Genomic DNA, 23,845 nt, shown 5'->3' on the forward strand with positions numbered 1-23,845 from the left:
TTATCCGAATACGTCCACGCCCAAGTACGTGAGTTCTGCTCTTGAATTTCATCAATAGCTCAACAAATTTTAACACAGCCATATTTTTAAAAACAGCCTATCCTCCCGGTTCCATCCTGTTAGAGATGTAGCTGGAGTATAGGCTGTCAGATTGGCTGTTAGTTGAGTTTTATACATTCTGAAGCGTACCGCCGAATATTTTGCGGATGTACCCTTGCAGCTTGCCGATATGCGGCACGAAGAGGCTTTTGTCATACACATAATTGGATTGGGTTACCAGCTGTGAATAGAGCAGGAAGAGGATGGCCGCGAGCTCCCGGTCAATCTGCCGCTCATGCTCCATCAGAGCATACGTCTCATCCAGCGCCACATAGAGCTGAAGCAGAGCCGCCTCATTAATGATCTTACGGCGCAGCGGTACAAGAATATCTGTAGCAATAGCATCAATCCGCAGAATAACAGCCGCCAGTCTCTCGTTCACACTATTCTCCTCCTGCAATGACTGAATGGTTAAGCGCTTGCTTATTACCATCCTATGTCTGCCGGACCCCAGGCATGCCTGGGCAGCGGAATCAGCTACCTCGTGTAATCCTCGTATTCGTCTCTAGACCATTTTCGAGAGTACCGTTCCCGCCAGCAGCTCCCCAAGTGTCTTATCCAGCGGCAGCGGCTTGTTGCCCAGGCAGGTGCGGAGCGCGGTCAGCAGTACTCGGACATCATATTTGCTCGGATGGACGGGAATCACTTCTTTTTCCAGCTTCAAAAGCTCATATACAGCCATCATCGCGGAACGGACCGAATACTCCACCGTGAACACGCAGTCGTCCGGGACTTCGGCGAACTGGCCAAGGAAGGCCAGATTCACACTGCCCTGCGGCACGACCTGCGGACGGTCACCAAGAGCGCGCGGCATGAACTGTGCAGTAATATAAGGCATCATACAAGGGATGACGTTAGTGGTATGCTCCAGAATCTTGGGAATACGGTCAACAAGTCCCATATGGTAGCACAGTTCCTCCAGCAGCTCGCGTCCGGTGCAGTCGCTCATTTTTTTCTTGATATAGTCGCCTTCGGCATCCGGGAACAGGCCATACGCCCACAGTACCTTCACATTATCCGGCTGGTTGATGAAGTGAGGCTGCTTCGGTGCGGTCCAGGACATCATCCAGCTGGAGTCTTTGATCGTAACTACACCGCCCATGCCGGGAGCATCACCCGTCAGTTCCAGCAGATAAGGGAATACAATCTCATCATCGGTAAAAGTCATTGTGAACGACAGCCATTTGGACTTGTCGATATCCCCGCAGAACACTTCAGGGCGGCCGAAATCCGGGGATTTGGCAGCAAGCTTCTCCCAGAGGCTCCAGCACCCGCGTTCAGTAACGGACCGGTTCAGCACCGCCGGGTGGTCCAGATCGCCAAGGGTAGAATTCTCTGTCATTGAGCCGTTCGTGACCATGACCAGATCCAAGCGTGTCACCGGAATCGTCTTCGGGGAACCATTAACCTGCACCTGAATCGCGGTTATAACCTTCTCATCACCGTTGATACTAAGCTCCAGATCCGTAACCTCATGCCCTTTGTCAAAATGAACGCCCTCACGCTCCAGCCATTTCATCAGCGGCAGGATCAGCGAGTCGAACTGGTTGTATTCGGTGTGCAAAATTCCTTTCAGCTGGTTCATCCCCGAGATCAGGTGCATGAACCGCTCCATATAACGCTTGACCTCCACCACACTATGCCAATTCTCGAAGGCGAACATGGAGCGCCAGAAATACCAGAAATTCGTCTCCAGAAAGCTCGGGTCAAAAAACTGCTCAATCGTCACCGTGCCCAGTCTCTCTTCGGTAGCCAGCGTCAGCTTGCCTAATTGCAGCGCATGTGCGGTAGAGAGTCCAAGCGATGAGAAATCGGCGGGGGTGCCTTGCTTTTCGACCAGACGGCAATGCGATTCAATCGGTTCAGCCAGGTTCAGCTCCCGGAATTCATCCAGCACTGTCCGGTCCGGATTGGTCAGGGAAGGGATGAAGCCGAACAGCTCCATGAAGCACTCGAAGTGCTCTTCAATCTCGCGTCCGCCCCGGGCGCTGTAACCGTCCTTGGCATTGCCCGCCCCGTCCATGGAACCGCCGTATACAGATGATTGCTCCAGAATATGAATATTCCGGCCGGGCATATGCCCGTCACGGATCAGAAATGCCGCCGCCGACAGGGAGCCGATCCCTCCTCCGACGAGATATGCCTTGCGTGAAGCGATGCCTTCCTGTACCTGCGGATGAATTCTTTGATATGTACCCATGTGTCCTCTTCCTTCCTTGATCAGGGGATAAGTGCCTGCTAACTGCCTTCACTATAACCGCCGTGAACCAGGGATTCTATGGACAGCCGGACGCAACTGTCTAGGGATTACACATCCGCCCGATATTGTGTCATGACTTCACCGGATGAACTGCAGACTGATAATGCTCAAGCCCCCGGGCAATGCATCCGTCCATAATCCGTGATACCTTGTCCACCACTCCGGCCGGATCTGTATTCGCCCCGGCTCTGAGCCAGTGGATCACCTGTTCAAGGATGGCCAGCGTGTAGAAATCGGCTATATCGAGTCTGGCCTGCATTCTCACAGGCTCCGGAATCTGCTCCTGTCCCGGCCACGCCTGCCCGTCCAGCTCCTCCACTACGCTGATCATGACGCGGTAAATTACCCCGTACAGGAATTGCTCCAGATGCTCGCGTCCCAGCGAATGGAAGGTATTCAGACAGATGGTTTTGTTATTTACGGTGTAACGCAGGACGCTTAAGAATCCTTGCTTCCAGCCCGCCCAGCAGCAGTATTGGTCCAGTCCTTCAATCACTTCTGACTTGTAGATCCAGCCGAGCAGCTCATAGATATCCTGAAAATGATTATAAAACGTATGGCGGGTCACCCCGCAATCCGCTGTGAGCTGCTGGATCGTTATTTTGTTCAGCGGCCTTGTGAGCATAAGCTTCTTCAGCGACCGGGCTAACGCGTTCTTCGTTAAGAGTGAACTCGACATCTCTTCCTCCTGAACTCTTGGATTTGATATTCCAATTATAACCAATTAGGAGTTAGTTTTCATCCCGTCTGCTCGCAGCTCTTGTTACTCCCGCTCCCCCAGCTTGACAGCATAGGTCTTGTATCCTGCTTCGCTAATCTCAAGGCAGTTCAACTGCTCCCCGTACACGCAGCCGCCGTCGATGCCAATTTTGTCGCCCAGCGGACTGAACCAGACTCCTGCGCCGTCCTGCAGATCTACCGTAGAGGTATGGCCGAAGACGACCGTCTTCTCCGTAGCAGTAACAGGATGATTGTAGAAAGGCTCCCGAATCCAGATAAAATCATACTCCCGCTGGGTCCGCCAGTCGGCAAGGGAAGGATCAATGCCCGCATGAACGAACAGATGGGTCTCCGTCTCATAGTAGTAGGGCAGCGAACCCAGGAAATCCAGATGCTCCTTATACTCCGTAGCCATGAACCTCTTCATCTCCGTATAATCCCTCCACCCTGAATCCGGGTGCAGCAGCACCGAATCCCGGCCTCCGCAATAGCTCAGCAGGGTGTGGAAGCCCCCATTCGTAATCCAGTGGGTATCCCGCTTATCATCCTCTCCCGCCAGCGCATCACAGGCCATCTGATCATGGTTGCCCCGCAGCACAATAACCCCCTCTGCTTCAGCAAGCCGCTTCACCTGCTCCACGACCGCTCTGCTGTCCGGCCCTCTGTCTACATAATCGCCCAGCAGGATCAATTGATCCCTGGAGGGGTTATACTCCGCCCGGCGGAGCAGCAGGCTGAATTCCTCTATACAGCCATGAATGTCACTGATCACTAATGTTCTGATGCCGCTCTCCTCCTTCTTCACTTGTAACTGTCTTGACCTGGAGTATTCATTATACTATATAGGCATAAAAAAGAGGTTCACCCGCCAAGCGTTCAGCTTAGCAGGGAAACCTCCTGGTTACATTCTATTCCATCCGCGCGGATGGCGGGTGCTGTACCGGCCGTTCCGCAGCACGGTCCCAGCGCCAGGGGGCGTCATCCCCCTCCAGATGCAGGCCGCCGTACCATTCATCGATACTTTGCAGCTGTAGCCGGTCAGCTGCTCCGGCCAACACCTGCTCTCCCCATGCAGTCAGCGTAACGCTGCGATTCAGGAATTCCGGTACTTCCCTGTAATCTGTTAGCTCTGCTACACCATCGATCTCAAGCAGAGGTTTCGTCCCGGCCGTCAGTGTGCGCAGGATCTTCCAATATTCCGTATCGCCCATGCCAAGCCGGTGCAGCTCATCCGTCACCTGCCGGAACAGCTTAAGCGGCGTGTCCATTCCATTAGCCACGGCTTGAAGGGTGGTCTGTTCGACGATCCCGAGACCATTCTCTACGGAAGGCAGACGGGAGAGATGGGCCATGAAGGCGTCATAGGCAAAAGCAAGTGCGCCCCCTGCCAGCTCCTCCCGCTTCGCCGCAAGCAGGTCCGCGAGCTTCCGGGGATCGGAAGCGGCGTAAGCCTCCCACAGCAGGCTTCCCAGCTGCAGCTCCTTGCGGCCGATAGTCCGCCAGGTTCCCGGCAGGGTACTCAGCTGAGCTTCCGTCAGCTGTCCCAGACCATGGAACAGCTCTATCCCGGGGAATTCTCCGATGCAGAGCAGGCTTAGCTTGGTTTTGCCCAGCTTTTGCCCATTGAACCAATGCAGTAGATAGGCCAGCATACTCTGGTCGAACAGATCATGCTCGAACCACAGCACCACCTCATCATACTGACGGAATCCGCTGATCCTCTGCTCCTGCTCCGCACAGCCCGCCACATATTCAGCTGCCGGAATGCCCATCGTGGCCTGCAGCACCTCAGCCCGCAGCAGCCGCTTCTGCTCTGCCGCCGGATCTATGAATATCGGTCCCGCCGAATAGATCTCTCTCCACACCAGCACCTCCCCCTGGACAATCCCCTGCTTCAGCTTGTCTCCCACCGTGTCACCATTCACAATATGCAGCATTCGCTGTCCTCCCTCATGTAACAAATGAAATGCAGCCGCCAGATCGACAACAGGCAATGCCCCCTTCAGCTTGCGTCTGCCGTCATACAGCCTTTTCTTCAGCGTAGCAACGGAAAGGTCCAGATACACGGAAATCTCCTGAAGCGAGTACCCGTAGAAGTAGAACAATTGCAGTGGTACCCGCAGCTTGGCAGACAATTCCGACACTGACCTGTGGAGCACCTGCGTCCATTCTCTATGTTCGGCAATCTCCGCAACCCCTGGAGAAGAGCCCGCGACATGCACCGCCGCCTCCAGAGGCAGCAGGGCTTGACGCTTACGCCGCAGCAGCCGGTGACACTGCCTGACCACAATGGTTTTGAACCATCCCGGAAACGCCGCAGGCTCCTGCAGGCTGGCAAGGTTCATATACGCCTCCAGCAAGGCTTCCTGTACCGCATCTTCCGCGAGCTGCACATCCCCGAGCATATCGTAGGCTACTACGTAAGCCATCCCCCGCACATGCCCGCTAAGCTCCCGGAAGGCTTCGGCATCGCCCTTCTGCGCTTGTTCAATCCAATGCAGCATACGTCTGCAAACCTCATTTCTGTATTTTTATCGTGTTCTAATGATAAGTGCCGGTCCGGGAGGAAAAGGTTACAAAGAGGGTGCAGAATGTATTGACCAGTATTATATTTATATTTTGTTAAATTAAATTTGCAATGATTATATTTATTTAAATCAATTTCAAATGATATGTGTTACTATTATTTCATTTAGCCAAGCTCGGAGGCCAAAACTGTTGCCCGGAGGATATTAAGTGATACCCAAGGCCTATATCAGCGAAGACAATACACTTTCAGGAGGCTTAATATTGAACCATACACCGGGCAAGCTTTTTCTCTCTACACTAATGATAGTAACTGCACTATATTCTTCTGCCGGAACAGCTTTTGGCGCAGCAGTTCCTCAATTAACTGGAATCACAGGCCACTGGGCACAGAATGAAGTTACCGACTGGGTTGACAAAGGGCTCATTCAGGGATACGCCGATGGCAGCTTCAAACCGGACAATAGTCTGAAAAGATCAGAGTTCATGGCGCTCATCAACCGTGCCTTCGGATTCACCGAGACGGCACCTGTTGCCTATAAGGATCTCTCTACAAGCAACTGGGCCTACACCGAGGTTGCCAAAGCCGTGAAAGCCGGATATATCAGCGGATATTCAGATGGTACCATCGGTACCGGCAAGACGATCAGCAGACAGGAAGCCGCAGTGATCATCAACCGGTTATTGAAGCTGGATGCCGCGCAGACCGGCGCTCTTTTCAGCGATTCCAAGGATATTGCCGCCTGGGCAGTGAATTCGGTAAATGCCGTAGCCGCAGCAGGAATCATGAAAGGGTATTCCGATGATAACAGCTTCAAGCCCGGCAGGGAAATTACCCGTGCGGAAGCAGTAGTATCCTTAACACGGACCAAAGCTATTGAGGAGGCTCCGGCCAATACTCCTGGAAATGTTGGAGGCACCCCTTCAGCAACCATCTCTCCAGCAGCTAGTCCAACTGCCACACCAACTGCTACACCTACGCCTGTCCGGAGCACCTATGTCCCTTCCGATCCAACGGCTACGCCTACAGCTACACCAGTACCTACAGATATACCAACACCTACACCTACACCTGCAACTACGCCGACGCCTACAGTCACACCTACTCCTACGCCGACACCTACTCCTGATCCGGGTGATACGTCAGCCCCTATACTCACAAGTGTGACCCTTGGAGCGGTGACTGTAGGAGACAATGTATATGGAACAAGCAACGAAGCGGGTTATTTGTATCTGGTCCCTTCCACAGTAGTCGTAACTACAACAGATCTGGAAGCTTCCATTCATGCTGCTCTGGGTAAAAAGCTGGCGGTAACCGCCTCCGTCTATTCCCCGCTGAACACGCAGGGTCTGCCAGCCGGTCATTATGTTGTGTATGCTGTAGATGGCTCCGGCAATATCTCGGCCCCTTCCAGCACGATTGAGGTTAAAGCGATTGAGCTGACTATAGGGTTTCCCGCCTCCTTGACGGAGTCCAAAACCTATGACGGCACTGCCTCAGCAGCAGTAACCGGGGGCTCGCTGTCCGGTGTATTGGCCGGAGACACAGTTAATGTTCATGCCTCTGCTTCCTACAGCAGCTCGGCGCTTGGGGTGAACAAGACTATAACCGTTACCTACACATTAAGCGGAGCCCAGGCAGCCAGCTATATCGCACCCGCTCCCTATATCGTGAATACGGGCAGCATCGCACTCCATCCATTAACCATCGAAGCTCCGAATTTGACCTTGGCGAAGTTCAAGGACGGAACCACGGCAGCGGCGGTGACTCCCGGACAGCTTATTGGGGTAGTTCCCGGGGAAAATGTCACTGTGAGCGCCGTTGCCAACTATGACACATCATCCATTGGGACGAACAAGACCATAACTGTAGTCTATACACTTAGCGGAGCAGATGCGGGCAACTATATTGCACCTGTGAGCTACATCACCACCAATGGCGAGATTGACCGGGATCAGATCACACGCTCCAGAGTCTATGACGGAACGACTGCGGCAGCGGTAACCGTTGGTGCGGTAACCGGTATTATCGACGGGGATGATGTGACTGTGCATGCAGCCGGAACCTATGACACTCCTAACGTGGGAGTGAACAAAATCATCACCATCTCCTACACCTTAACAGGAGCAGATGCAGGTAACTATTATCCACCTGTTAGCTATACCATTAACACAGGTATTATCACTGCCTTGCAGTTGGACATTACAGCACCAGTGATCACAGAATCCAAGACCTACGATGGAAATACATCGGTCCAGATCACCCCGGGTACTCTGACCGGAGTCATTCCTGGCGATGATGTTACAGTCAGTGCAACAGCAACCTACAACGATGCTGCTGTCGGCAGCGGCAAACTTATCACCGTGGTCTACACCTTATCCGGCGACGATGCTGGTAACTATGCGGCACCGGGAAATTATATGATTTCCACGGGTGTGATTGTAGCACCTTAAGAAGATATCTCTGAACACAGGGTATGAATAAAAGCGTCCCGCGAGCCGTGAACCGGCTGGCCTGGGGCGCTTTTGTTGTGGTTGGGGTTGGTTAGAGTAGGCTACAAGTCAGCAATAAATTCGGGCGGAATATAGTCCGCGAGCCAGATATTATGATTTCCGTGGTAGAACTTGATTCCTTCCTGTGCGGCCCGCCCGGCATCGATGGTTAAAATCACAGGACTTGAGTCCTTGCGCCCTCCCACCAGCTTGGCTGTAGCCGTATCCACCGAGAAATGAACATACTGCCTCTTCATCGGTTTCAGTCCTTCGTGCAGAATCGTCTCCACCCATTGCCTGGCTGTACCGTGGTACAGAATAGGGGGCGGCGTTTCAGCCTGCTTGATTATTTTTTGCGGGACCGAGTGACCATATAGCGCCCTTATTCTGCCCTCCGCAAGCTCATGCCGCTGCTTATCCGATGCTGCGATCATTTTGTCCAGATCCTCTGCACCGACTGTGTCCCACTTCTTGTCCTGATGCAGCGAGTGGAGCAGCTGTTCAATATCCACCCACCCCTGTTCATCCAATTCCAGTTCATATTCCCACGGCGCGTGACGCAGGGCGTAGGAGACCTCTTTGCTGAGCTTCGCATAATCCATTGAGTTTAGCCCTCCATAGTCATTTTGCATTGTTGTTAGTATTCAAAATCATCGATTGTTACGAGTTTAGCCTAGTTTAGCATATATGAAGCTTCCGGTATAACCATGCGCTAGACCATGGGCGTGCTCCATCGGTGGGGTCTATCGGTGGGGCTCCATCGGCCACGGAATTGGACTGACATTCCGCTATTTCTGCTAATCCGGCGGATATGCGAAGTGCGCGGACTCAGAATCCGCTAAGTGACCAGATTCCACTACATCAGGGGCCGAAAAGACAAGATAACGGAATCTGAGTCCGTTTCAGGCTCAAAAAGAGACGATTCGGCCAAATAAGGGAATCTGAGTCCGGTTAATAAAATAATCGGCAGTGGGGTGCATGGTCACTTTGAGCGCACGCAAAAAGCCGCCCCTCTAGGGGGCGGCCCCCTTGCACCCGTCACTTTACATCACATACTTAACTCTTGCTAAGCACCACAGCTAACCCGACTGCTGTATCGAACTTACTGAGCTGCGGCAGTATCAGCCGAGACGCGCTGTAACTTCCACCGCTACTGCGCAATCTGCTCGCGGATGTTCGCGAGGATCTTCTTCTCCAGCCTCGACACCTGCACCTGCGAGATGCCGAGGCGGCTGGCGACTTCCGACTGGGTCTGATCGCGGTAATAGCGCAGATACACGATCAGACGCTCGCGCTCGGTTAGCGCACCGATGGCCTCGTTCAAGGCCAGCTTGTCGAACCAGCGCTCCTGCGACTCGTCGGCGATCTGGTCGATCAGCGTGATCGGATCGCCGTCGTTCTCGAAGACGGTCTCGTGGATCGAAGTCGGCGGCTTGTTGGCTTCCTGGGCGAAGACGATTTCTTCGGGCGTGACGCCCAGCGCTTCGGCCACTTCACCGATGGTCGGGAGGCGGTCGAGCGTTTTGGACATCTCATCCTTCATCTTGCGCACCTTGTTGGCCATCTCCTTCAGCGAGCGGCTGACCTTGAGCGTGCCGTCATCGCGGAGGAACCGCTGGATCTCGCCGATAATCATCGGTACCGCATAGGTGGAGAACTTGACCTCATAGCTGAGGTCGAATTTATCAACGGACTTCAGCAGTCCGATACAGCCGATCTGGAACAAATCATCCGGTTCATATCCGCGGTTCATAAACCGCTGCACCACCGACCAGACGAGGCGGATATTGCAGTTGACCAGCGTGTCGCGGGCCGTATGGTCCCCGGCTTGACTGAGCGCGATTAGACGTTTGACCTCCGCATCGTCCAAATAGGTCGGCGGAGCTTTTTTTGATTCTGCATCCATGGCTCCAACCCCTAATTGTATAAAGCTTTTTTCGAGACGATGGTTTTCTTCATGGAGATTGAGGTTCCGCGTCCCGGTTCGCTGATAACCTCGAATTCATCCATGAAATTCTCCATAATGGTGAAGCCCATACCTGACCGCTCCAGCTCCGGCTTCGAGGTATACAGCGGCTGCTGGGCCAGCTCCAGATCCTCAATGCCCCGGCCCTTATCCTCAATCGTCAGATGCACGGTCTCATTCTCAAGGGAAGCGGATATGCTGACAACACCTGCGGGATCACTGTCATAACCGTGAATAATACAATTGGTGACAGCCTCCGAGACTACCGTCTTCAAGTCATTCAGCTCCTCCATCGTCGGGTCGAGCCGGGAGACAAAGGCAGCCACTACCACACGCGCGAACGATTCATTCTCCGACAGCGCAGCAAACTGGACACTCATGAAGTTACGAGCTTCGCTACTAGTCATAACGCGACCTCCAAATCCGAGAGTGCAGCGCTCTCGTCGTCATATAGGGGCATGATTTTGAACAGGCCCGACATTTCCAGCAGGCGCTTCACAGGCGCTGTGGCATCGCAGACTGCCATTTTGCCGCCCTTACTGCGGATCAGCTTGTACCGCCCCAGAATCACTCCGAGACCCGAGCTGTCCATGAACTGCAGCTCCTTCAGACTCAGGATCAGATGCTCCACCTGGCCCCGCATAATCGCTTCATCCATATCCATACGTACATAATCGGCTGCGTGATGGTCCAGTTCCCCGGACAACCGGACAATCAGCACACCCCGGTGATGCTCCATCTCCACATGAGAATTCATGCTTGCCACTCTCCTCTTCGTTGCTTGGACAACCGCCCTGTAACTATTTCTTTCCCCTACAAGGACAAGGTTTCTACACCGCAATTGAGGATTCCTGCCTCACGACAAAACTAGAAGAAAACCCCTAAGAACTTACACAAAGCCCCTGGTTCAATCTACAAAATGCAAGAAATTAATCATTCGTAAACATAGCGCCCGTTGCCCGCTTGAACAGCTTCCACCAGCCCGCCTTGGCTACCGTTTCGCCTGCCTTCAATTCGTATTCCTTCAATACATCGTTCCCCTGGTAGACTACCAGCTTGCCGACCGTCTGGCCTTCGGCCACCGGAGCCTTCACCTGCTCATTCAGCACCAGCTCATGGCGGATACCCTCCTGGGTTACTCCTTTGCGGAGCAGGACACTATAGTCTTCCTTCGCCACCAGCGGGAGCTGCGACTTCACGCCCTTCTCAATCCTCACCGTGCCGATGGTGTCGCCTTCCTTGTGAATCGTATGCAGTTTATATTGGGAAAAGAGGTAGTCGAACATCGCCGAGACCTCGCTGTTGCGGGTCTTGGTGTTTGGCTCGCCCAGCACCACCGCTACAGCGCGCAGGCCGTCTCTGGCCGCCGTCGCCGACAGGCAGAATTTCGCTTCGGACGTATATCCCGTCTTCAGCCCGTCAGCGCCCGTGTAGAACCGCACCAGCTTGTTGGTGTTCACCAGCCAGAACGGCTTGGTGGAATCCTTGCGCAGGTAATCCTGATAAGAGCCGGTGTATTTGATAATCTGCTCATGCTTCAGCAGTTCCCGGCTAATGACGGCAATATCATGCGCGGAGGAATAATGATTCGCAGCCGGCAGGCCGTTGCAGTTGGCGAAATGAGTATCCTTCAGGCCCAGGTCCTGCGCCTTCTGGTTCATGAGATCGACGAAGGCGCTCTCCGAGCCGGCGATTTTCTCCGCCATAGCTACGGAAGCATCATTGCCGGAGGCCATCGCGATACCCTTCAGCATATCGTCAACCGTCATTTCCTCACCCGGCTCCAGAAAAATCTGTGAACCGCCCATCGATGCCGCATACTCGCTGGTCCGCACCTTGTCGGTCAGCTGCAGTTTGCCCTCATCCAGCGCCTCCACCGTCAGCAGCATGGTCATAATCTTGGTAATACTGGCCGGCGGAAGTTTATCATGGCTGTTCTTCTCATAGATGACCGTGCCCGTGCTGGCATCCATCAGAATGGCAGAACGCGCCCCTGGCGCAAGCGTAGCAGCCGCCCCTCCGGCATTGCCGGAATTTGCGGTGCCTTTGGCTTTTTCCTCGGCCCAGGCTCCGGTAGCGCCTCCCAGAACCGATACAGCAATGCACAGCACAAGCGTTACATAACGAATTTTCCTCACAATGGTTCCCCTCCTGAACTTAACCTTCATTTCACAGGTACTGTGTTCCAGTTTCGTCAGAAAGGCAGGAAATTATTCCATTTCACGCACAAAAAAAAGAGCCTCCCCCGGTATCTTCACAGATACTTGAGAAAGCCCCTTTCCGGTACTGCTATGAATAACTTAGCCGCCGATAGCCAAAGCGCTGAAAATAACAGGTCCCACCACTGTGGCAACGGAGCCGACATCCTGGTTCTCTACAATCAGCTGATAGTTCTGGACACCGGCCGGGACGTTGATATCTACCATATGCAGCGAGATAATACCATCGTCATTGAAATTCTCCTCCAGCTCTACCAGTGCATAGAAGATTTCGGTACCTGCCCGCCAGATGCGGACCAGCACATTGGGCGTATCCAGAGTAACATCCACGCCGATGGTGGCTTTCAGTTCCACCTTATTGGGGAAATGTCCTGGAACTGCGGGATCGATATACACCGATGTTCCTGCAATCTGTATACCAGCCGGAGAAATAGGAACAGGGATGGAGACCCCGTTAGTAATAGGTGTAACTACGGATGCGTTATAATCCAAAAGTGTTTTGGCCATGCGTTATCACTCCTTTTCATATTCTACTAAAGTATATGAAAGATATGAAAAAGAGCTTGTGCATTTCTATTACTAGTCCACCTATTTATTAACGTGCGTTGCTATAATTCACTGCCGGACGGCTGCCGCCCTTATGCCCGAGATACAGTCTGGACAATAGAGGAGAACGCACCGCCCAATTGGCGGCCAGCAGCGGCACCCCCACTCCGATCAGCGTAAAGGGCAACAGCCCGTAATCCGTCCCGAGGAGATATTTGAGCCCGTAATTCAAAGGCAAATGCAGGTACATGATCGCAATGGAGTTACGTCCCAGGCTGCCCATCCAGTCCAGCGGAACAAGCTTCGAGAGACGGTACACAGCGGCGCAAATAGTCAATGAGATAAGCAGCGGCACGGCCAGATCGAGCAGCAGCGAAGTATACTCCTTGTATTTCATATTCAGGCTGTATTGAAGGACACCGGTCCGCTCCAGCAGCAGCACAAGAGCACATAACGGAAGCAGCACCGGCAGCGCCGAATAGCGGCGGATGAGCGCAGGGATCACCTGTTTGCCGTAGAATCCGATCGCATAATAAGTAATGGCGAGCAGGGACACATCTGCATTCCAGGGAAGATTGAAGTTCCTGAGCGCGGTCAGGGAGATGAGATGTGACAGGAGATAAGCAGAAGCGATCAGGAGAAATTGCGTGCGGCGGGAATAACGGACAATGTATCCGAAGAGCAGCTGTGTGAACAGCAGGCAGGTGATGAACCAGAACACCCCGTAAGGGCCCGTGAGCGACAATCCCCCGTAGAGCAGTCTCGCTACATTCTCGGCGAACCCTCGTATACTGAAGTTGAACAGCAGCAGCACGGAAGCAATCAGGAGTCCGTAGGCAAAATAGGGAGTCATCAGCCCCTTGGTCCGTTTGACCGCCCAGCCCAAATACCGCCCGGGTTCAACCGGCTTAAATACAAGTCCGCTAAGCATGAAGAACAAAGGCATCCGGAACCAGGACAGATAATGATTCGCTGCCGCATCGCCGGAGTGGCCCATTACTACAAAAATAATACTGAATCCCTTGGCGGCATCAATCCATAATTGTCGTGGTTTGTTCACGTTATCCTCCCATCTCCTCCCAAATCAGTTTTAATTTAATACAATTATAGAAGGGTTTATTTTTCTTTTCAAATTTCAATGAAATATTTCAGCGTTATTTCTGAAAGAATATTCACTTAACAACGGAGCAAACTCTGCAAAAATAAGTCATTCTGCCTAGACGGGGGACGTTGTCCCATCCGGTTAATAAATAGGGCTAAAGTCCGGCAGTGTTGCCGGTGACGTAGCGGGCAGGATAAGCGTCTGGTATGGTGCGGGGAAGTAGGAGGCGGGAGGCCGAATGTGGTCGGTTTTCCGATTACATTGGACCCACGCAACTCCGCAGCGCCGAATGTGGTCGGTTTTCCGATTACATTGGACCCACGCAACTCCGCAGCTCCGAATGTGGTCGGTTTTCCGATTACATTGGACCCACGCAACTCCGCAGCGCCGAATGTGGTCGGTTTTCCGATTACATTGGACCCACGCAACTCCGCAGCGCCGAATGTGGTCGGTTTTCCGATTACATTGGACCCACGCAACTCCGCAGCTCCGAATGTGGTCGGTTTTCCGATTACATTGGACCCACGCACCTCCGTAGCGCCGAATGTGGTCGGTTTTCCGATTACATTGGACCCACGCAACTCGGCAGCGCCGAATGTGGTCGGTTTTCCGATTACATTGGACCCACGCAACTCGGCAGCGCCGAATGTGATCGGTTTTCCGATTACATTGGACCCACGCAACTCCGCAGCGCCGAATGTGGTCGGTTTTCCGATTACATTCGGTGCGACCCCCTTATCCCGGAGTCCTCCGTATAAAATCAGCACTTGTCGTAGATATGCTCTTTATTTCGCTTTTTCTCTCGGCCAGAAGAAGCGGGAGCGGTCTTCTAGGGTCAAGACCCATTCCGCAAAGGTAGCTGGCGGCATGTTCCGAAGGCTTGTATGCATTCTGCGATTGTTGTAGAAGTCCATGTACCGGTCCACGGCTTCATAGGCCTCTTCGAACGTCTCGAAGGCCTCTTTGCGGAACAAATCCCGATCGATATTACTGTGGAACGATTCAATAAAAGCATTTAAATCCGGCGTTCGAGGCGGAATGCGTTCATGGGTCATTTCCCAGCTTTCACACATGTCGCCAAACAGATGGCTGACGAACTGTGGACCATTGTCGGTGCGGATCACCGGGCGTGCGCTGTCAGGGGCGCAGTGTTGCTCCATGGCGCGTCCCAGCGTCTGGCAGGCGTGCTTGGCTTCACACGACGATCCGCGGTGGTAGCCGACGATGACACGGGTAAAGACATCGATAATACTCAGGACAAAGAAATGCCTGCCCTGGCCCGCCACGTAACCGTACTTAATGTCCATCTGCCAGAGCTGACCCGCCCCTGTAATGACCCGGTTCTCCGGCAGCTTCCGAGGATGCTTAAAACGCTTGTGACGCTGCGGCTGTAGGATATCCAGCGCCTGACACAGCCGGTAGCTTTTCTTGTGATTGAGCCTCAGCCCGTGCTGGTTCCACAAGCACTTGGCCAGCAGTTTGTACCCGTACACGTGCTCCTCTCCAGCGATTAATTCCAGCAGCCATTCCTGGATTTCCTCGTCGCTAATCTTCTCTCCAGACTCGGTCAGGGAATAGCCGGGTACGGGTCTTCCGCGCCCCTGGGGTACGGCCTGTACATCCTGCTTCTTGCGTTTCTTACGGTCGTAATACGTAGACTCTGCTAGCCCCACGAGACGTAGTACCAACGCTGCGGTATTCCCCTGCTTAATGAACATGTCGGCTACCTCGATTTTTTCGGATAAGCAGGGGTTGGCTTTTTTAGCAGTTCACGCAGAATCTCGATCTCTAACTCCTTTTCGCCGAGGATCTTGACGGCCTTCTCGTATTTCTGCTCCACGTCCAGGAGGCGCTTCAGTTCCTCCACCTGCTCCTGGGGATACGGATGATCTTGTTCCCCATGGGCCTCTCGGTAGTCCCTCACCCACTGATTCACCGTCGATGGGGTCACCCCATACTTGCGGGCAACCACCGCTGCCTTAATGCCAGACAACACCTCTTGCGCTGCCTTCTCTCTTGTTCCTGTTAAGTGTCCCATACCGTTCATCCTCCTCCTATATCTAGTCTACATTTTTGTGGGGGAGGACTCCAACTTCTTTAGGGGGCTGTGGAGCATTGGACCCACGCAACTCCGCAGCTCCGAATGTGGTCGGTTTTCCGATTACATTGGACCCACGCAACTCCGCAGCTCCGAATGTGGTCGGTTTTCCGATTACATTGGACCCACGCAACTCGGCAGCGCCGAATGTGGTCGGTTTTCCGATTACATTTGGACCACGCGCTTTCACGCCGCCAATTGTAATCGGTTTTTCAATTTGGGCAGATTTAGTTGTACTGGAGGCGCTGATTAATGAGTACCAGGAGTGTTGATTGGAAGGTGGGGAGCGCTGAGTACTTAGTGCCGGCAGTGTTAGGCTGGTGGAGTGTAGTTAGCCCGGAATTGCGCGGTTAGTGCGTTAGAATGGCGTGGTATCAGTAGCCTGGCAGACAGCGCAAGAGCCACCCGCTGCCGGATGGCCCCTCCTCACACTGCACATATACTTAATACAAATGACAGGCCACCTGATGGCCTGAGTCCAGCTCCCGCAGCACCGGCGCTTCCGACTTGCAGCGGTCCATCGCATGCGGACAGCGGGGGTGGAAGGCACAGCCTGTGGGCGGAGTCTCAGGGTTCGGAACATCCCCCGTCAGGACGATGCGCTGCTTTTTCAGGCCCGGATTCGGTACCGGAACGGCAGACATCAGCGCCTGGGTATACGGATGCAGCGGCTTCGCGAAGAGTGCCTTCGTCGGCGCCAGCTCGACAATCCGCCCCAGATACATGACGGCCACCCGGTCGCTGATGAACTTCACAACCGACAGGTCATGCGAGATAAACATATAAGTCAGGCCGTATTGCTCCTGCAGATCCTGCATCAGATTCAGCACCTGGGCCTGGATGGAGACATCCAGTGCCGATACCGGCTCATCGCAGACAATGAACTTCGGATTCAGCGCAAGCGCACGGGCAATCCCGATCCGCTGCCGCTGGCCCCCGGAGAATTCATGGGGAAAACGGTGGGCCTGATAGGGGGACAGACCCACCACCTCCATCAGTTGCTCGACCCTGCTCTTCAGCTCGCCGGCGGGAGCCGATCCGTGGGTACGGAGCGGTTCCTCCAGAATGCGCTGGACGGTCCAGCGGGGGTCGAGCGATGCGTAAGGGTCCTGGAAGACCATTTGCATGTCGGTACGGAACTTGCGTAGCTGCTCGGTATTCAGGCTGCGCACATCGGTGCCGCCGAACATAATCTCGCCTTCAGTCGGCTCAATCAGCCGCAGAATGGCCCGTCCGGTGGTCGATTTCCCGCAGCCGGATTCTCCGACCACTGCCAGCGTCTCTCCCTGCTCTACGGATAAGGTTATGCCGTCAACGGCTTTGACTGCACCAACCTGCTTAGAGAAGAAGCCCTTGCGGATCGGATAATGCTTCTTCAGATTGCGCACTTCCAGTAATGTGGTCATAGAACCCCCTCCTGCTGCAGGATACAGCGGCATGTGTGGCCCGGCTGCACCTCAAGCAGCTCCGGGAGCTGCTCCCGGCAGCGGTCCACCGCTACCGGACAGCGCGGTGCGAACCGGCAGCCGGGCGGCAGGCTGGCCGGATTCGGCACCTGGCCCGGTATCGAGCTGAGGCGGTCCTCATCCCCTGCCAGCTGAGGCAGGGAAGCCAGCAGCCCTTGAGTATACGGATGCAGCGGCTGGCTATACAGGGTAGCCACATCTGTCTCCTCGACAATCTGACCCGCGTACATGATGACGACCCGGTCACACATCTCGGCAACGACCCCCAGATCATGCGTGATCATCAGGATTGACATGCCCTCGTTCTTTTGCAGATCCCGCATCAGATCAAGGATCTGCGCCTGAATTGTCACATCCAGCGCTGTCGTCGGCTCATCGGCTATGAGCAGCTGAGGATTGCAGACCATCGCCATTGCAATCATCACCCGCTGCCGCATCCCGCCGGAGAGCTGATGGGCATACTGCTGGGCAATCTTTTCCGGCCGGGGAATCCCTACCTTGCGCAGCATCTCCACCGCCCGCTCAGCCGCCTCCTTCTTGCTCAGCTTCAGATGGTAACGGGCGGATTCGGAGATCTGGCGGCCGATCTTGAACACCGGATTCAGCGAGGTCATCGGCTCCTGAAAAATCATCGCAATCCGGTTCCCCCGGATATTCCGCACCTCATTCATCGACATCTCCAGCATATCCTTGCCCTCGAAGCGGATCTGGCCGGAAGCAATCCGGCTGATCCGTTTGGGCAAGAGCTGCATGATTGAGAGTGAGGTAATGCTTTTGCCGCAGCCCGATTCGCCTACAATGCCCAGTGTCTCTCCCTTGCGCACTGACAGACTGATGCCGTCCACCGCACGGATTGTACCCGCCGCTGTCTGAAATTCGGTGCATAGCCCTGATACTTCCAGCAGTTCTGTCATGATTGCCCCTCCCTCCAGTACCCCACAAAGTGAAGTATTTGCTTCGATGATTAGTCAGGTACTTTGCGGGGACCCCAAAAAACTCCCTACAAAATATCCTTTTAAATACTATTTCTCTTCTTCTACACCCAGATATTTCAGCGCCGTTAAAGCATACACCTTCGCACACTGGATAATCTGCCAGACAGGAGCTTTCTCGTTGAAATTATGAATGGTGGACAGCTCGGCCGGGCCGTATTGCAGAACGGGAATGTTATGAGTGCGGAAATGGCGCGCGTCGCTAGAGGCCCATTGCAGCACACCGTAGGCTTCTTCCCCGCTCACCTCACAGATACTCTCAACCAGGTCCTTGACCACCGGCTCCTCATTGGAGGTCCAATTGGCATTGCCCTGGAAGCCGAAGCCCTTGACCTCGGATTCAATGCCGGCTTCAAGCAGCAGGGAGCGGGCACGGTCCAGCACATCCCGGTAGTCTACCCCGAATGGTACGCGGGAATCGACCTGAATGGTGCAGCGGTCCGCCACCACATTCACCTTGGTTCCGCCCTGGATCGTTCCGATGTTGACCGTCACATGGTCGAATACCTGGTAGGCAAGTGAATCTCTTTCTTCGCTGCCTTTCACATACTCCTGCGAGATGCGAATGATCTCCTGGACCTCCTCAGGCACTTCAACCTTAATGTCCCAAAGCCGCTGTAAGGCTTCAATCCCTTTGGCGGCCTTTACAATAGCACTGTCTCCAACCACTGGCGACAGGCTGCCGTGACCCGGTGTGCCTTCGACGGTGAATTCAAACCAGCAGCTGCCCTTTTGCCCGATGGTCGGGTTCAGCGGGCCGGAAGGCTCGGCAATCACAGCAGCGGTTCCGGTAATCAGGCCGCGCTCCAGCACCCAGGGAACCCCGAGATGACCGCCAGTCTCTTCATCTGGCACGATCAGCAGGGAGAGATCTCCTTTTAGCGGAACGCCCAGCTTCGACAGCAGTGCAGTGACGTAGATTAACCCGGCCAGGCCTGCTTTCATATCCGAAGCGCCTCTGCCCAGCAGATAGCCGTCCACGATATCGCCGCAGAACGGATCGAAATCCCAGCGCGAGCGGTCTCCCGCCGGAACGACATCGGTATGTCCGCAGTAAATCAGCTTTTTGCCGGTGCGCTCCTCCGCGCCTGCACCCAGTGTGGACACCAGATTGAACATGGTTTCGGTGGCCGGATAGATCGCCGTATCGATCCCGGCTTCTTTCAGATAACCAATAATATAAGCGCTGATCTCCCGTGAATCGCCCGGCGGATTCTCCGAAGGGTAACGGATCAGCTGAGAGCAGAGCGCAAGCAGTTCCTCCTGCCCGGCATCAATGGCCTCCAGCACCTTGCTTTTCCAGTCTGTCATGGGTTACGAATTCTCCTTTGTGTTCCAGGCTGCACGCCTTGCGGCTGGCAGGAGGAACTGTGAATTTGTGACAAAGAAGAGGGACAAGGCCTAAGGCCTGCCCGCTCTCTTTTAGCCAAACCTGCTTATTCTGTAATCGACAGCGGATAGAAGCGGATGACTTCGTCTGGATAGAAGGCGTAGCCGCTGATCTTGTTGCTCATGCCCACAATGCGGTTGTATTCGTAGAGATACGCCCAAGGTGCTTCTGTCGTGATGATCTCCTGAGCCTGCTTGTAGAGCTCTGTGCGCTTCGCCGTATCTGTCTCCAGGTTCGCCTGCTCCCACAGCTTGTCTACTTCAGCATTCTGGTAGTTGATGTAGTTGGAAGAGCCCTTGCCGTACAGCAGGAAGCCGAGGTGATAGCCGGGATCATTGACGAAGGAAGTCCATTTGGAGATATAAGAGGTCAGATTATTGGTCTTCTGCTGCTCCAGGAACTGGGCGCGGGCCAGCTTGTTGATCTTCATGTTGACTCCGATTTTGGCCAGCTCAGCCTGGATCAGGACCGCATCATCTTCCCAGTCATCGAAGCCGGAGCCCAGCGTGAAGTCGAAGTCAAAGCCCTTCTCATAGCCTGCTTCCTTCAGCAGCGCCTTGGCCTTGTCCAGATTGTACTCATACACATAGCCTGCATCGGTGAAGCCCGGCGTGTTGCTGGCTACTGCACTCTTCATCTGCTTGGCCTGGCCGTACATCACCCCGCTCAGCAGCTGATCGTAGGGAATCGCATAGTTGATCGCCTGACGGACTTTTACATTGTCGAACGGCTTGACTTTGTTGTTCATGGCGAAGAACAGAATCCGGTTACTTGCATTGGAAGCGACAGTCAGCGCCGAATTGCTCTCCAGGGTGGATACATCCTTCGGAGGAATCTCAATCGCCATGTCTACATCGCCCTTACCCAGCAGCAGCACGCGGTTCGAAGCTTCCTTGGTGAACTTCAGGGTTACCTTGCCGAGGCTTGGCGCACCCTGCCAGTAGCTGTCATTAGCTGTGAAAACAGCTTCGGTAGCCGGGTCCCACTTCGTAAGCTTGAACGGGCCGGAACCGGCGGCATTCGTCTTCAGGTAGTCTGCACCCTGTGCTTCTACCGTCTTCTGGTCCACGATGGAGAAGGTGTACATCGCCAGAATCTGCAGGAAATTATGATTGGCATTAGTCAGAGTAACTTCAACGGTCGAAGCGTCTTTTACCGTCACTGATTTAATTGAAGCCATGCCGTAGAGGAAGCTGCCGGAGCTGGACTTCGCCACACGTTCAAAAGAGTACGCTACCGCCTCGGCATCCACCGGATTGCCGCTCTGGAAGCTCACGCCGGATTTCAGCTTGAACGTATACACAGTGTTGTCAGCATTCACTTCCCAGCTCTCTGCGAGCATGGGCTTGATGTCTTCGGTATTGGCGATGCTGGCGCCATTCTCGGTCTTGATGCCGTAGGTGACCAGCTGATCATAAGCGGCCAGCACAAGCGTATCGGAGGTCAGATCATTGGCTTCCGCCGGGTCGAGCGTGGTGCCGCCCTCGGAATAGGCCACCGTAAGGTTCTTTTTGACCGGGGCTGCTGTTGCTGCAGTATCCGTTCCTGCCGAAGTGGCAGCAGGGGTCTGCGGATTGGCGCTGCTGGCGCATCCGGCAAGCATGATTGAAAAAGCGACGAGTGTGGACAACAGTTTAACTTTTTTCATCGATAATTCCTCCCTTTTCTATATCCTGCCTGCATAACAACTACTTGTGCTGCTGATGATTGTCTGCCGCTTGCGCTCCAGCTGACGTTAATCTATCTATTTCTATCGGGACGGGCGGCCTTGGGGGATTCCCCTGCTCGCCTCATTTCCCCGAACGCAACCGCGGGTCAAGCACATCCCGGAAGCCGTCTCCGAGGAGATTGAAGCCTAAGATGGAGGTGGCAATGCCGAGGCCTGGAAAAGTAACCAGCCACCATTGCCCGGAAATGATATATTCCCGGCCTTCGGAGATCATCGCGCCCCATTCGGCAATCGGGGGTCTGACCCCCAGCCCCAGGAAGCTGAGACTGGACGCGGTCAGGATGGCGAAGCCCATCCCGAGCGTAGCTTGCACCATTAGCGGCGCCAGGGCATTCGGCAGAATGTGCCGGTACAGAATGACTCTATCCTTCACACCAATGGCCCGGCTGGCTTCGATATACTCCTTCTCCCGCAGCGAGACCGTCTGGCCGAACATCAGCCGGGCGAATTCGGGGATGCCGACAATGCCGACGGCGATCATTGCGCTGCTGAGTCCGGCGCCGATCGAGGCGGCAATCGCCATCGACAATACCAGTGACGGGAAGGACAACAATACGTCCATGACCCGCATGATGATGGTTCCGGTCCGGCCGCCGTAGTAAGCGGCAATCCCGCCCAGCGGCATCCCGATCACGAAGGAGATCGAGACCGCGATCAGGCCGGTCCAGATGCTGATCCGTGCGCCGTACAGCACCCGGCTGAGGATATCCCGGCCGAAGTTGTCGGTTCCGAACCAGTGGCTGCCGGAGGGCGGCTGCAGCTTATTCGCCATATCTGTGACGAACGGATCATGCGGAGCCAGCCAGGGGGCAAAAATGGCTACCACGGTCCAGATCAGGATGAAGGTCAGCCCGATGGCCGCCAGGCGGTTGTGCAGCAGCAGGGATAATAGGGTCCGGGGCTTGGCCGGTGCGGGCTTCGCCGGGCTGCCCTGTGCTGAATGTGCTGCAGTGCTCACAAGCAATCTCCTCCTCTCACACAAGCTGTTCTATTCATAACGGATTCTCGGGTCAATGAACCCGTAGATCAGGTCGACCGCCAGGTTAATTCCGCAGTAGAGCACGGCACTGACCAGGGTGAACGCCTGGATCGGCGCGTAATCCGCTGCCAGTATGGAGTCGGTGACATAGCCGCCGATTCCCGGCCAGGAGAAGATCGTCTCCGTGATGACCGCGCCGCCCATCAGGAAGCCGAACTGGAGTCCGAGCACCGTTAGCGTGGGAATCAGCGCATTAACCAGTGCGTGCTTGTAGATGACGGCCGATTCCCGCAGCCCCTTGGCCCGGGCGGTGCGGACGAAGTCCTGATCGACCACCTCCAGCATGCTGGAGCGGGTCATCCGGGCGATGATCGCCATCGTACCGGTACTGAGGCAGATCGCCGGGAGCACGAGATGCGCGAGGCTGCTTTTAAGTGCAGCAGTGTCGCCGGAGAGTATACTGTCCAGCACGTACAGCCCGGTGATATGCACCGGCGGGTTAAGATCCCCGCTGATCCGGCCCATCGGTGCCGGTGCCCAGCCCAGAATGGAGTAGAAGATATAGATGAACATCAGTCCGAGCCAGAAGATCGGCACACAAGCACCTATCAGGGAAAATACACGCGAGATGTGATCCAGCAGCGATTCCTTACGGGTAGCGGCCACAATGCCTACCGGAATGGCGATTAGAATTGCAATCAGGATGCTGGCCAGGGTCAGCTCAATCGTAGCCGGGAAGCGCGAAGCCAGGTCACTGGCGACCGAATGTCCGGTGTGATAGGCATAGCCGATATCGCCTTGCAGCAGTTGCCCGATATAAGCGAAGAACTGGATATACAGCGGCTTGTCCAGCCCCATATCCTGGCGGATCTTGTTCACAATCTCCTCCGGAGCCTGCTCTCCGGCCAGCATAATCGCAGGATCGCCCGGCAGGACTCTCGACAGAATGAAGGTGATGACGATAATGCCGAGCAAGGCTGGAATCATCTGCACAAGTCTTTTTAATGTATAAGCAAACAATGAATCAACCCCCTTACGACTTCGACTGCTGTGCCTCTGTGACGGAATTCCGCTCTCATGTCAGGTAATACGTGTATGCTGTGTCTTATTAAAGTGTTGAGCTAATTCTACATAGAATTTCACAGCCCCTCTACGTCCCGTTCAGCTAAAAAAATGCACAACCGTTTGTCGATTGTGCACTATCAAGGACTATGAATGTTAGATTTACTCACACGACATTCCAGAAATCTTCCAAAGCGC

At 54.4% G+C, this 23,845-nt stretch carries 21 protein-coding genes; 1 reads left to right on the plus strand and 20 read right to left on the minus strand.

Translation table 11 applies throughout. The features are described 5' to 3' along the window. Positions 1-169 precede the first annotated feature (169 nt). The 5 genes from NST69_RS19795 to NST69_RS19815 form a co-directional block, all read right to left on the minus strand. Positions 170-481: a hypothetical protein gene (locus NST69_RS19795; RefSeq protein WP_340951567.1), complete on the minus strand. Its 312-nt coding sequence runs from the start codon at positions 479-481 to the stop codon at positions 170-172. 123 nt (positions 482-604) lie between these two features. After that, positions 605-2,299 (minus strand): oleate hydratase, encoded by a 1,695-nt coding sequence (locus tag NST69_RS19800; RefSeq protein WP_340951564.1) that lies wholly within the window; start codon positions 2,297-2,299, stop codon positions 605-607. A 130-nt stretch (positions 2,300-2,429) separates the two neighbouring features. Then, positions 2,430-3,038, minus strand: coding sequence for a TetR/AcrR family transcriptional regulator C-terminal domain-containing protein (locus tag NST69_RS19805; RefSeq protein WP_209870132.1), 609 nt, complete (start codon positions 3,036-3,038; stop codon positions 2,430-2,432). Positions 3,039-3,122: 84 nt separating this feature from the next. Next, complete coding sequence (locus NST69_RS19810; RefSeq protein WP_340951562.1) at positions 3,123-3,884, minus strand: metallophosphoesterase family protein; 762 nt, start codon at positions 3,882-3,884, stop codon at positions 3,123-3,125. Positions 3,885-3,987: 103 nt separating this feature from the next. After that, complete coding sequence (locus tag NST69_RS19815) at positions 3,988-5,583, minus strand: sigma-70 family RNA polymerase sigma factor (RefSeq protein WP_340951560.1); 1,596 nt, start codon at positions 5,581-5,583, stop codon at positions 3,988-3,990. 286 nt (positions 5,584-5,869) lie between these two features. Between NST69_RS19815 and NST69_RS19820 the strand changes: the two genes are divergently transcribed. Further along, positions 5,870-8,059, plus strand: coding sequence for a YDG domain-containing protein (locus tag NST69_RS19820; RefSeq protein WP_340951558.1), 2,190 nt, complete (start codon positions 5,870-5,872; stop codon positions 8,057-8,059). Positions 8,060-8,160: 101 nt separating this feature from the next. Here the strand turns inward: NST69_RS19820 and NST69_RS19825 are convergent, their stop codons facing one another. The 15 genes from NST69_RS19825 to NST69_RS19895 form a co-directional block, all read right to left on the minus strand. Further along, positions 8,161-8,700 carry an RNA 2'-phosphotransferase gene (locus NST69_RS19825; RefSeq protein WP_340951555.1) on the minus strand — a complete coding sequence of 180 codons (540 nt, stop codon included), beginning with the start codon at positions 8,698-8,700 and terminating at the stop codon, positions 8,161-8,163. A 548-nt stretch (positions 8,701-9,248) separates the two neighbouring features. Beyond that, a complete protein-coding gene (gene sigF / locus NST69_RS19830) occupies positions 9,249-10,004 on the minus strand; it encodes an RNA polymerase sporulation sigma factor SigF (protein ID WP_036727459.1) in 756 nt (251 codons plus the stop codon). 11 nt (positions 10,005-10,015) lie between these two features. Then, a complete protein-coding gene (gene spoIIAB, locus NST69_RS19835; protein ID WP_036727460.1) occupies positions 10,016-10,471 on the minus strand; it encodes an anti-sigma F factor in 456 nt (151 codons plus the stop codon). Further along, positions 10,468-10,821, minus strand: a complete 354-nt coding sequence (gene spoIIAA / locus NST69_RS19840) for an anti-sigma F factor antagonist (protein ID WP_036727462.1) — start codon at positions 10,819-10,821, stop codon at positions 10,468-10,470. Before spoIIAA ends, spoIIAB begins: the two co-directional genes overlap by 4 nt. A 172-nt stretch (positions 10,822-10,993) precedes the next feature. Continuing rightward, positions 10,994-12,202, minus strand: a complete 1,209-nt coding sequence (locus tag NST69_RS19845) for a D-alanyl-D-alanine carboxypeptidase family protein (RefSeq protein WP_339310443.1) — start codon at positions 12,200-12,202, stop codon at positions 10,994-10,996. A 162-nt stretch (positions 12,203-12,364) separates the two neighbouring features. Then, positions 12,365-12,790 carry a hypothetical protein gene (locus tag NST69_RS19850; RefSeq protein ID WP_209870143.1) on the minus strand — a complete coding sequence of 142 codons (426 nt, stop codon included), beginning with the start codon at positions 12,788-12,790 and terminating at the stop codon, positions 12,365-12,367. A gap of 88 nt (positions 12,791-12,878) precedes the next feature. Then, positions 12,879-13,889 (minus strand): acyltransferase family protein, encoded by a 1,011-nt coding sequence (locus NST69_RS19855; protein WP_209870146.1) that lies wholly within the window; start codon positions 13,887-13,889, stop codon positions 12,879-12,881. 827 nt (positions 13,890-14,716) lie between these two features. Continuing rightward, positions 14,717-15,649: an IS3 family transposase gene (locus NST69_RS19860; protein ID WP_340957263.1), complete on the minus strand. Its 933-nt coding sequence runs from the start codon at positions 15,647-15,649 to the stop codon at positions 14,717-14,719. A 5-nt stretch (positions 15,650-15,654) separates the two neighbouring features. Further along, a complete protein-coding gene (locus NST69_RS19865; protein WP_339313306.1) occupies positions 15,655-15,969 on the minus strand; it encodes a helix-turn-helix domain-containing protein in 315 nt (104 codons plus the stop codon). 503 nt (positions 15,970-16,472) lie between these two features. Next, complete coding sequence (locus tag NST69_RS19870; RefSeq protein ID WP_036727466.1) at positions 16,473-17,435, minus strand: dipeptide ABC transporter ATP-binding protein; 963 nt, start codon at positions 17,433-17,435, stop codon at positions 16,473-16,475. Continuing rightward, positions 17,432-18,409, minus strand: a complete 978-nt coding sequence (locus NST69_RS19875; protein WP_036727467.1) for an ABC transporter ATP-binding protein — start codon at positions 18,407-18,409, stop codon at positions 17,432-17,434. Before NST69_RS19875 ends, NST69_RS19870 begins: the two co-directional genes overlap by 4 nt. A 108-nt stretch (positions 18,410-18,517) precedes the next feature. Then, the gene (locus NST69_RS19880) at positions 18,518-19,798 is read right to left on the minus strand and encodes an ArgE/DapE family deacylase (protein WP_036727469.1); all 1,281 of its coding nucleotides are present in this window, start codon (positions 19,796-19,798) and stop codon (positions 18,518-18,520) included. A 125-nt stretch (positions 19,799-19,923) separates the two neighbouring features. Beyond that, entirely contained in the window at positions 19,924-21,525 is a 1,602-nt protein-coding gene (locus NST69_RS19885) for an ABC transporter substrate-binding protein (protein ID WP_036727471.1), read from the minus strand. 142 nt (positions 21,526-21,667) lie between these two features. After that, on the minus strand, positions 21,668-22,489 hold the full coding sequence (locus NST69_RS19890) for an ABC transporter permease (RefSeq protein WP_342550196.1): 822 nt from the start codon (positions 22,487-22,489) through the stop codon (positions 21,668-21,670). A 105-nt stretch (positions 22,490-22,594) separates the two neighbouring features. Continuing rightward, positions 22,595-23,605 (minus strand): ABC transporter permease, encoded by a 1,011-nt coding sequence (locus NST69_RS19895; RefSeq protein WP_209984238.1) that lies wholly within the window; start codon positions 23,603-23,605, stop codon positions 22,595-22,597. Between the last annotated feature and the right edge of the window lie 240 nt (positions 23,606-23,845).

This window comes from Paenibacillus sp. FSL P2-0089, assembly GCF_038595095.1.
Lineage (GTDB): Bacteria > Bacillota > Bacilli > Paenibacillales > Paenibacillaceae > Paenibacillus_AQ > Paenibacillus_AQ silagei.

Excerpts from the sequence above, each read along its gene's own strand:
- NST69_RS19800 (WP_340951564.1), bottom strand. The coding sequence starts at position 2,299 with ATGGGTACATATCAAAGAATTCATCCGCAGGTACAGGAAGGCATCGCT.
- NST69_RS19805 (WP_209870132.1), bottom strand. The coding sequence starts at position 3,038 with ATGTCGAGTTCACTCTTAACGAAGAACGCGTTAGCCCGGTCGCTGAAG.
- NST69_RS19815 (WP_340951560.1), bottom strand. The coding sequence starts at position 5,583 with ATGCTGCATTGGATTGAACAAGCGCAGAAGGGCGATGCCGAAGCCTTC.
- NST69_RS19825 (WP_340951555.1), bottom strand. The coding sequence starts at position 8,700 with ATGGATTATGCGAAGCTCAGCAAAGAGGTCTCCTACGCCCTGCGTCAC.
- sigF (WP_036727459.1), bottom strand. The coding sequence starts at position 10,004 with ATGGATGCAGAATCAAAAAAAGCTCCGCCGACCTATTTGGACGATGCG.
- spoIIAB (WP_036727460.1), bottom strand. The coding sequence starts at position 10,471 with ATGACTAGTAGCGAAGCTCGTAACTTCATGAGTGTCCAGTTTGCTGCG.
- spoIIAA (WP_036727462.1), bottom strand. The coding sequence starts at position 10,821 with ATGAATTCTCATGTGGAGATGGAGCATCACCGGGGTGTGCTGATTGTC.
- NST69_RS19850 (WP_209870143.1), bottom strand. The coding sequence starts at position 12,790 with ATGGCCAAAACACTTTTGGATTATAACGCATCCGTAGTTACACCTATT.
- NST69_RS19860 (WP_340957263.1), bottom strand. The coding sequence starts at position 15,649 with ATGTTCATTAAGCAGGGGAATACCGCAGCGTTGGTACTACGTCTCGTG.
- NST69_RS19865 (WP_339313306.1), bottom strand. The coding sequence starts at position 15,969 with ATGGGACACTTAACAGGAACAAGAGAGAAGGCAGCGCAAGAGGTGTTG.
- NST69_RS19870 (WP_036727466.1), bottom strand. The coding sequence starts at position 17,435 with ATGACCACATTACTGGAAGTGCGCAATCTGAAGAAGCATTATCCGATC.
- NST69_RS19875 (WP_036727467.1), bottom strand. The coding sequence starts at position 18,409 with ATGACAGAACTGCTGGAAGTATCAGGGCTATGCACCGAATTTCAGACA.
- NST69_RS19880 (WP_036727469.1), bottom strand. The coding sequence starts at position 19,798 with ATGACAGACTGGAAAAGCAAGGTGCTGGAGGCCATTGATGCCGGGCAG.
- NST69_RS19885 (WP_036727471.1), bottom strand. The coding sequence starts at position 21,525 with ATGAAAAAAGTTAAACTGTTGTCCACACTCGTCGCTTTTTCAATCATG.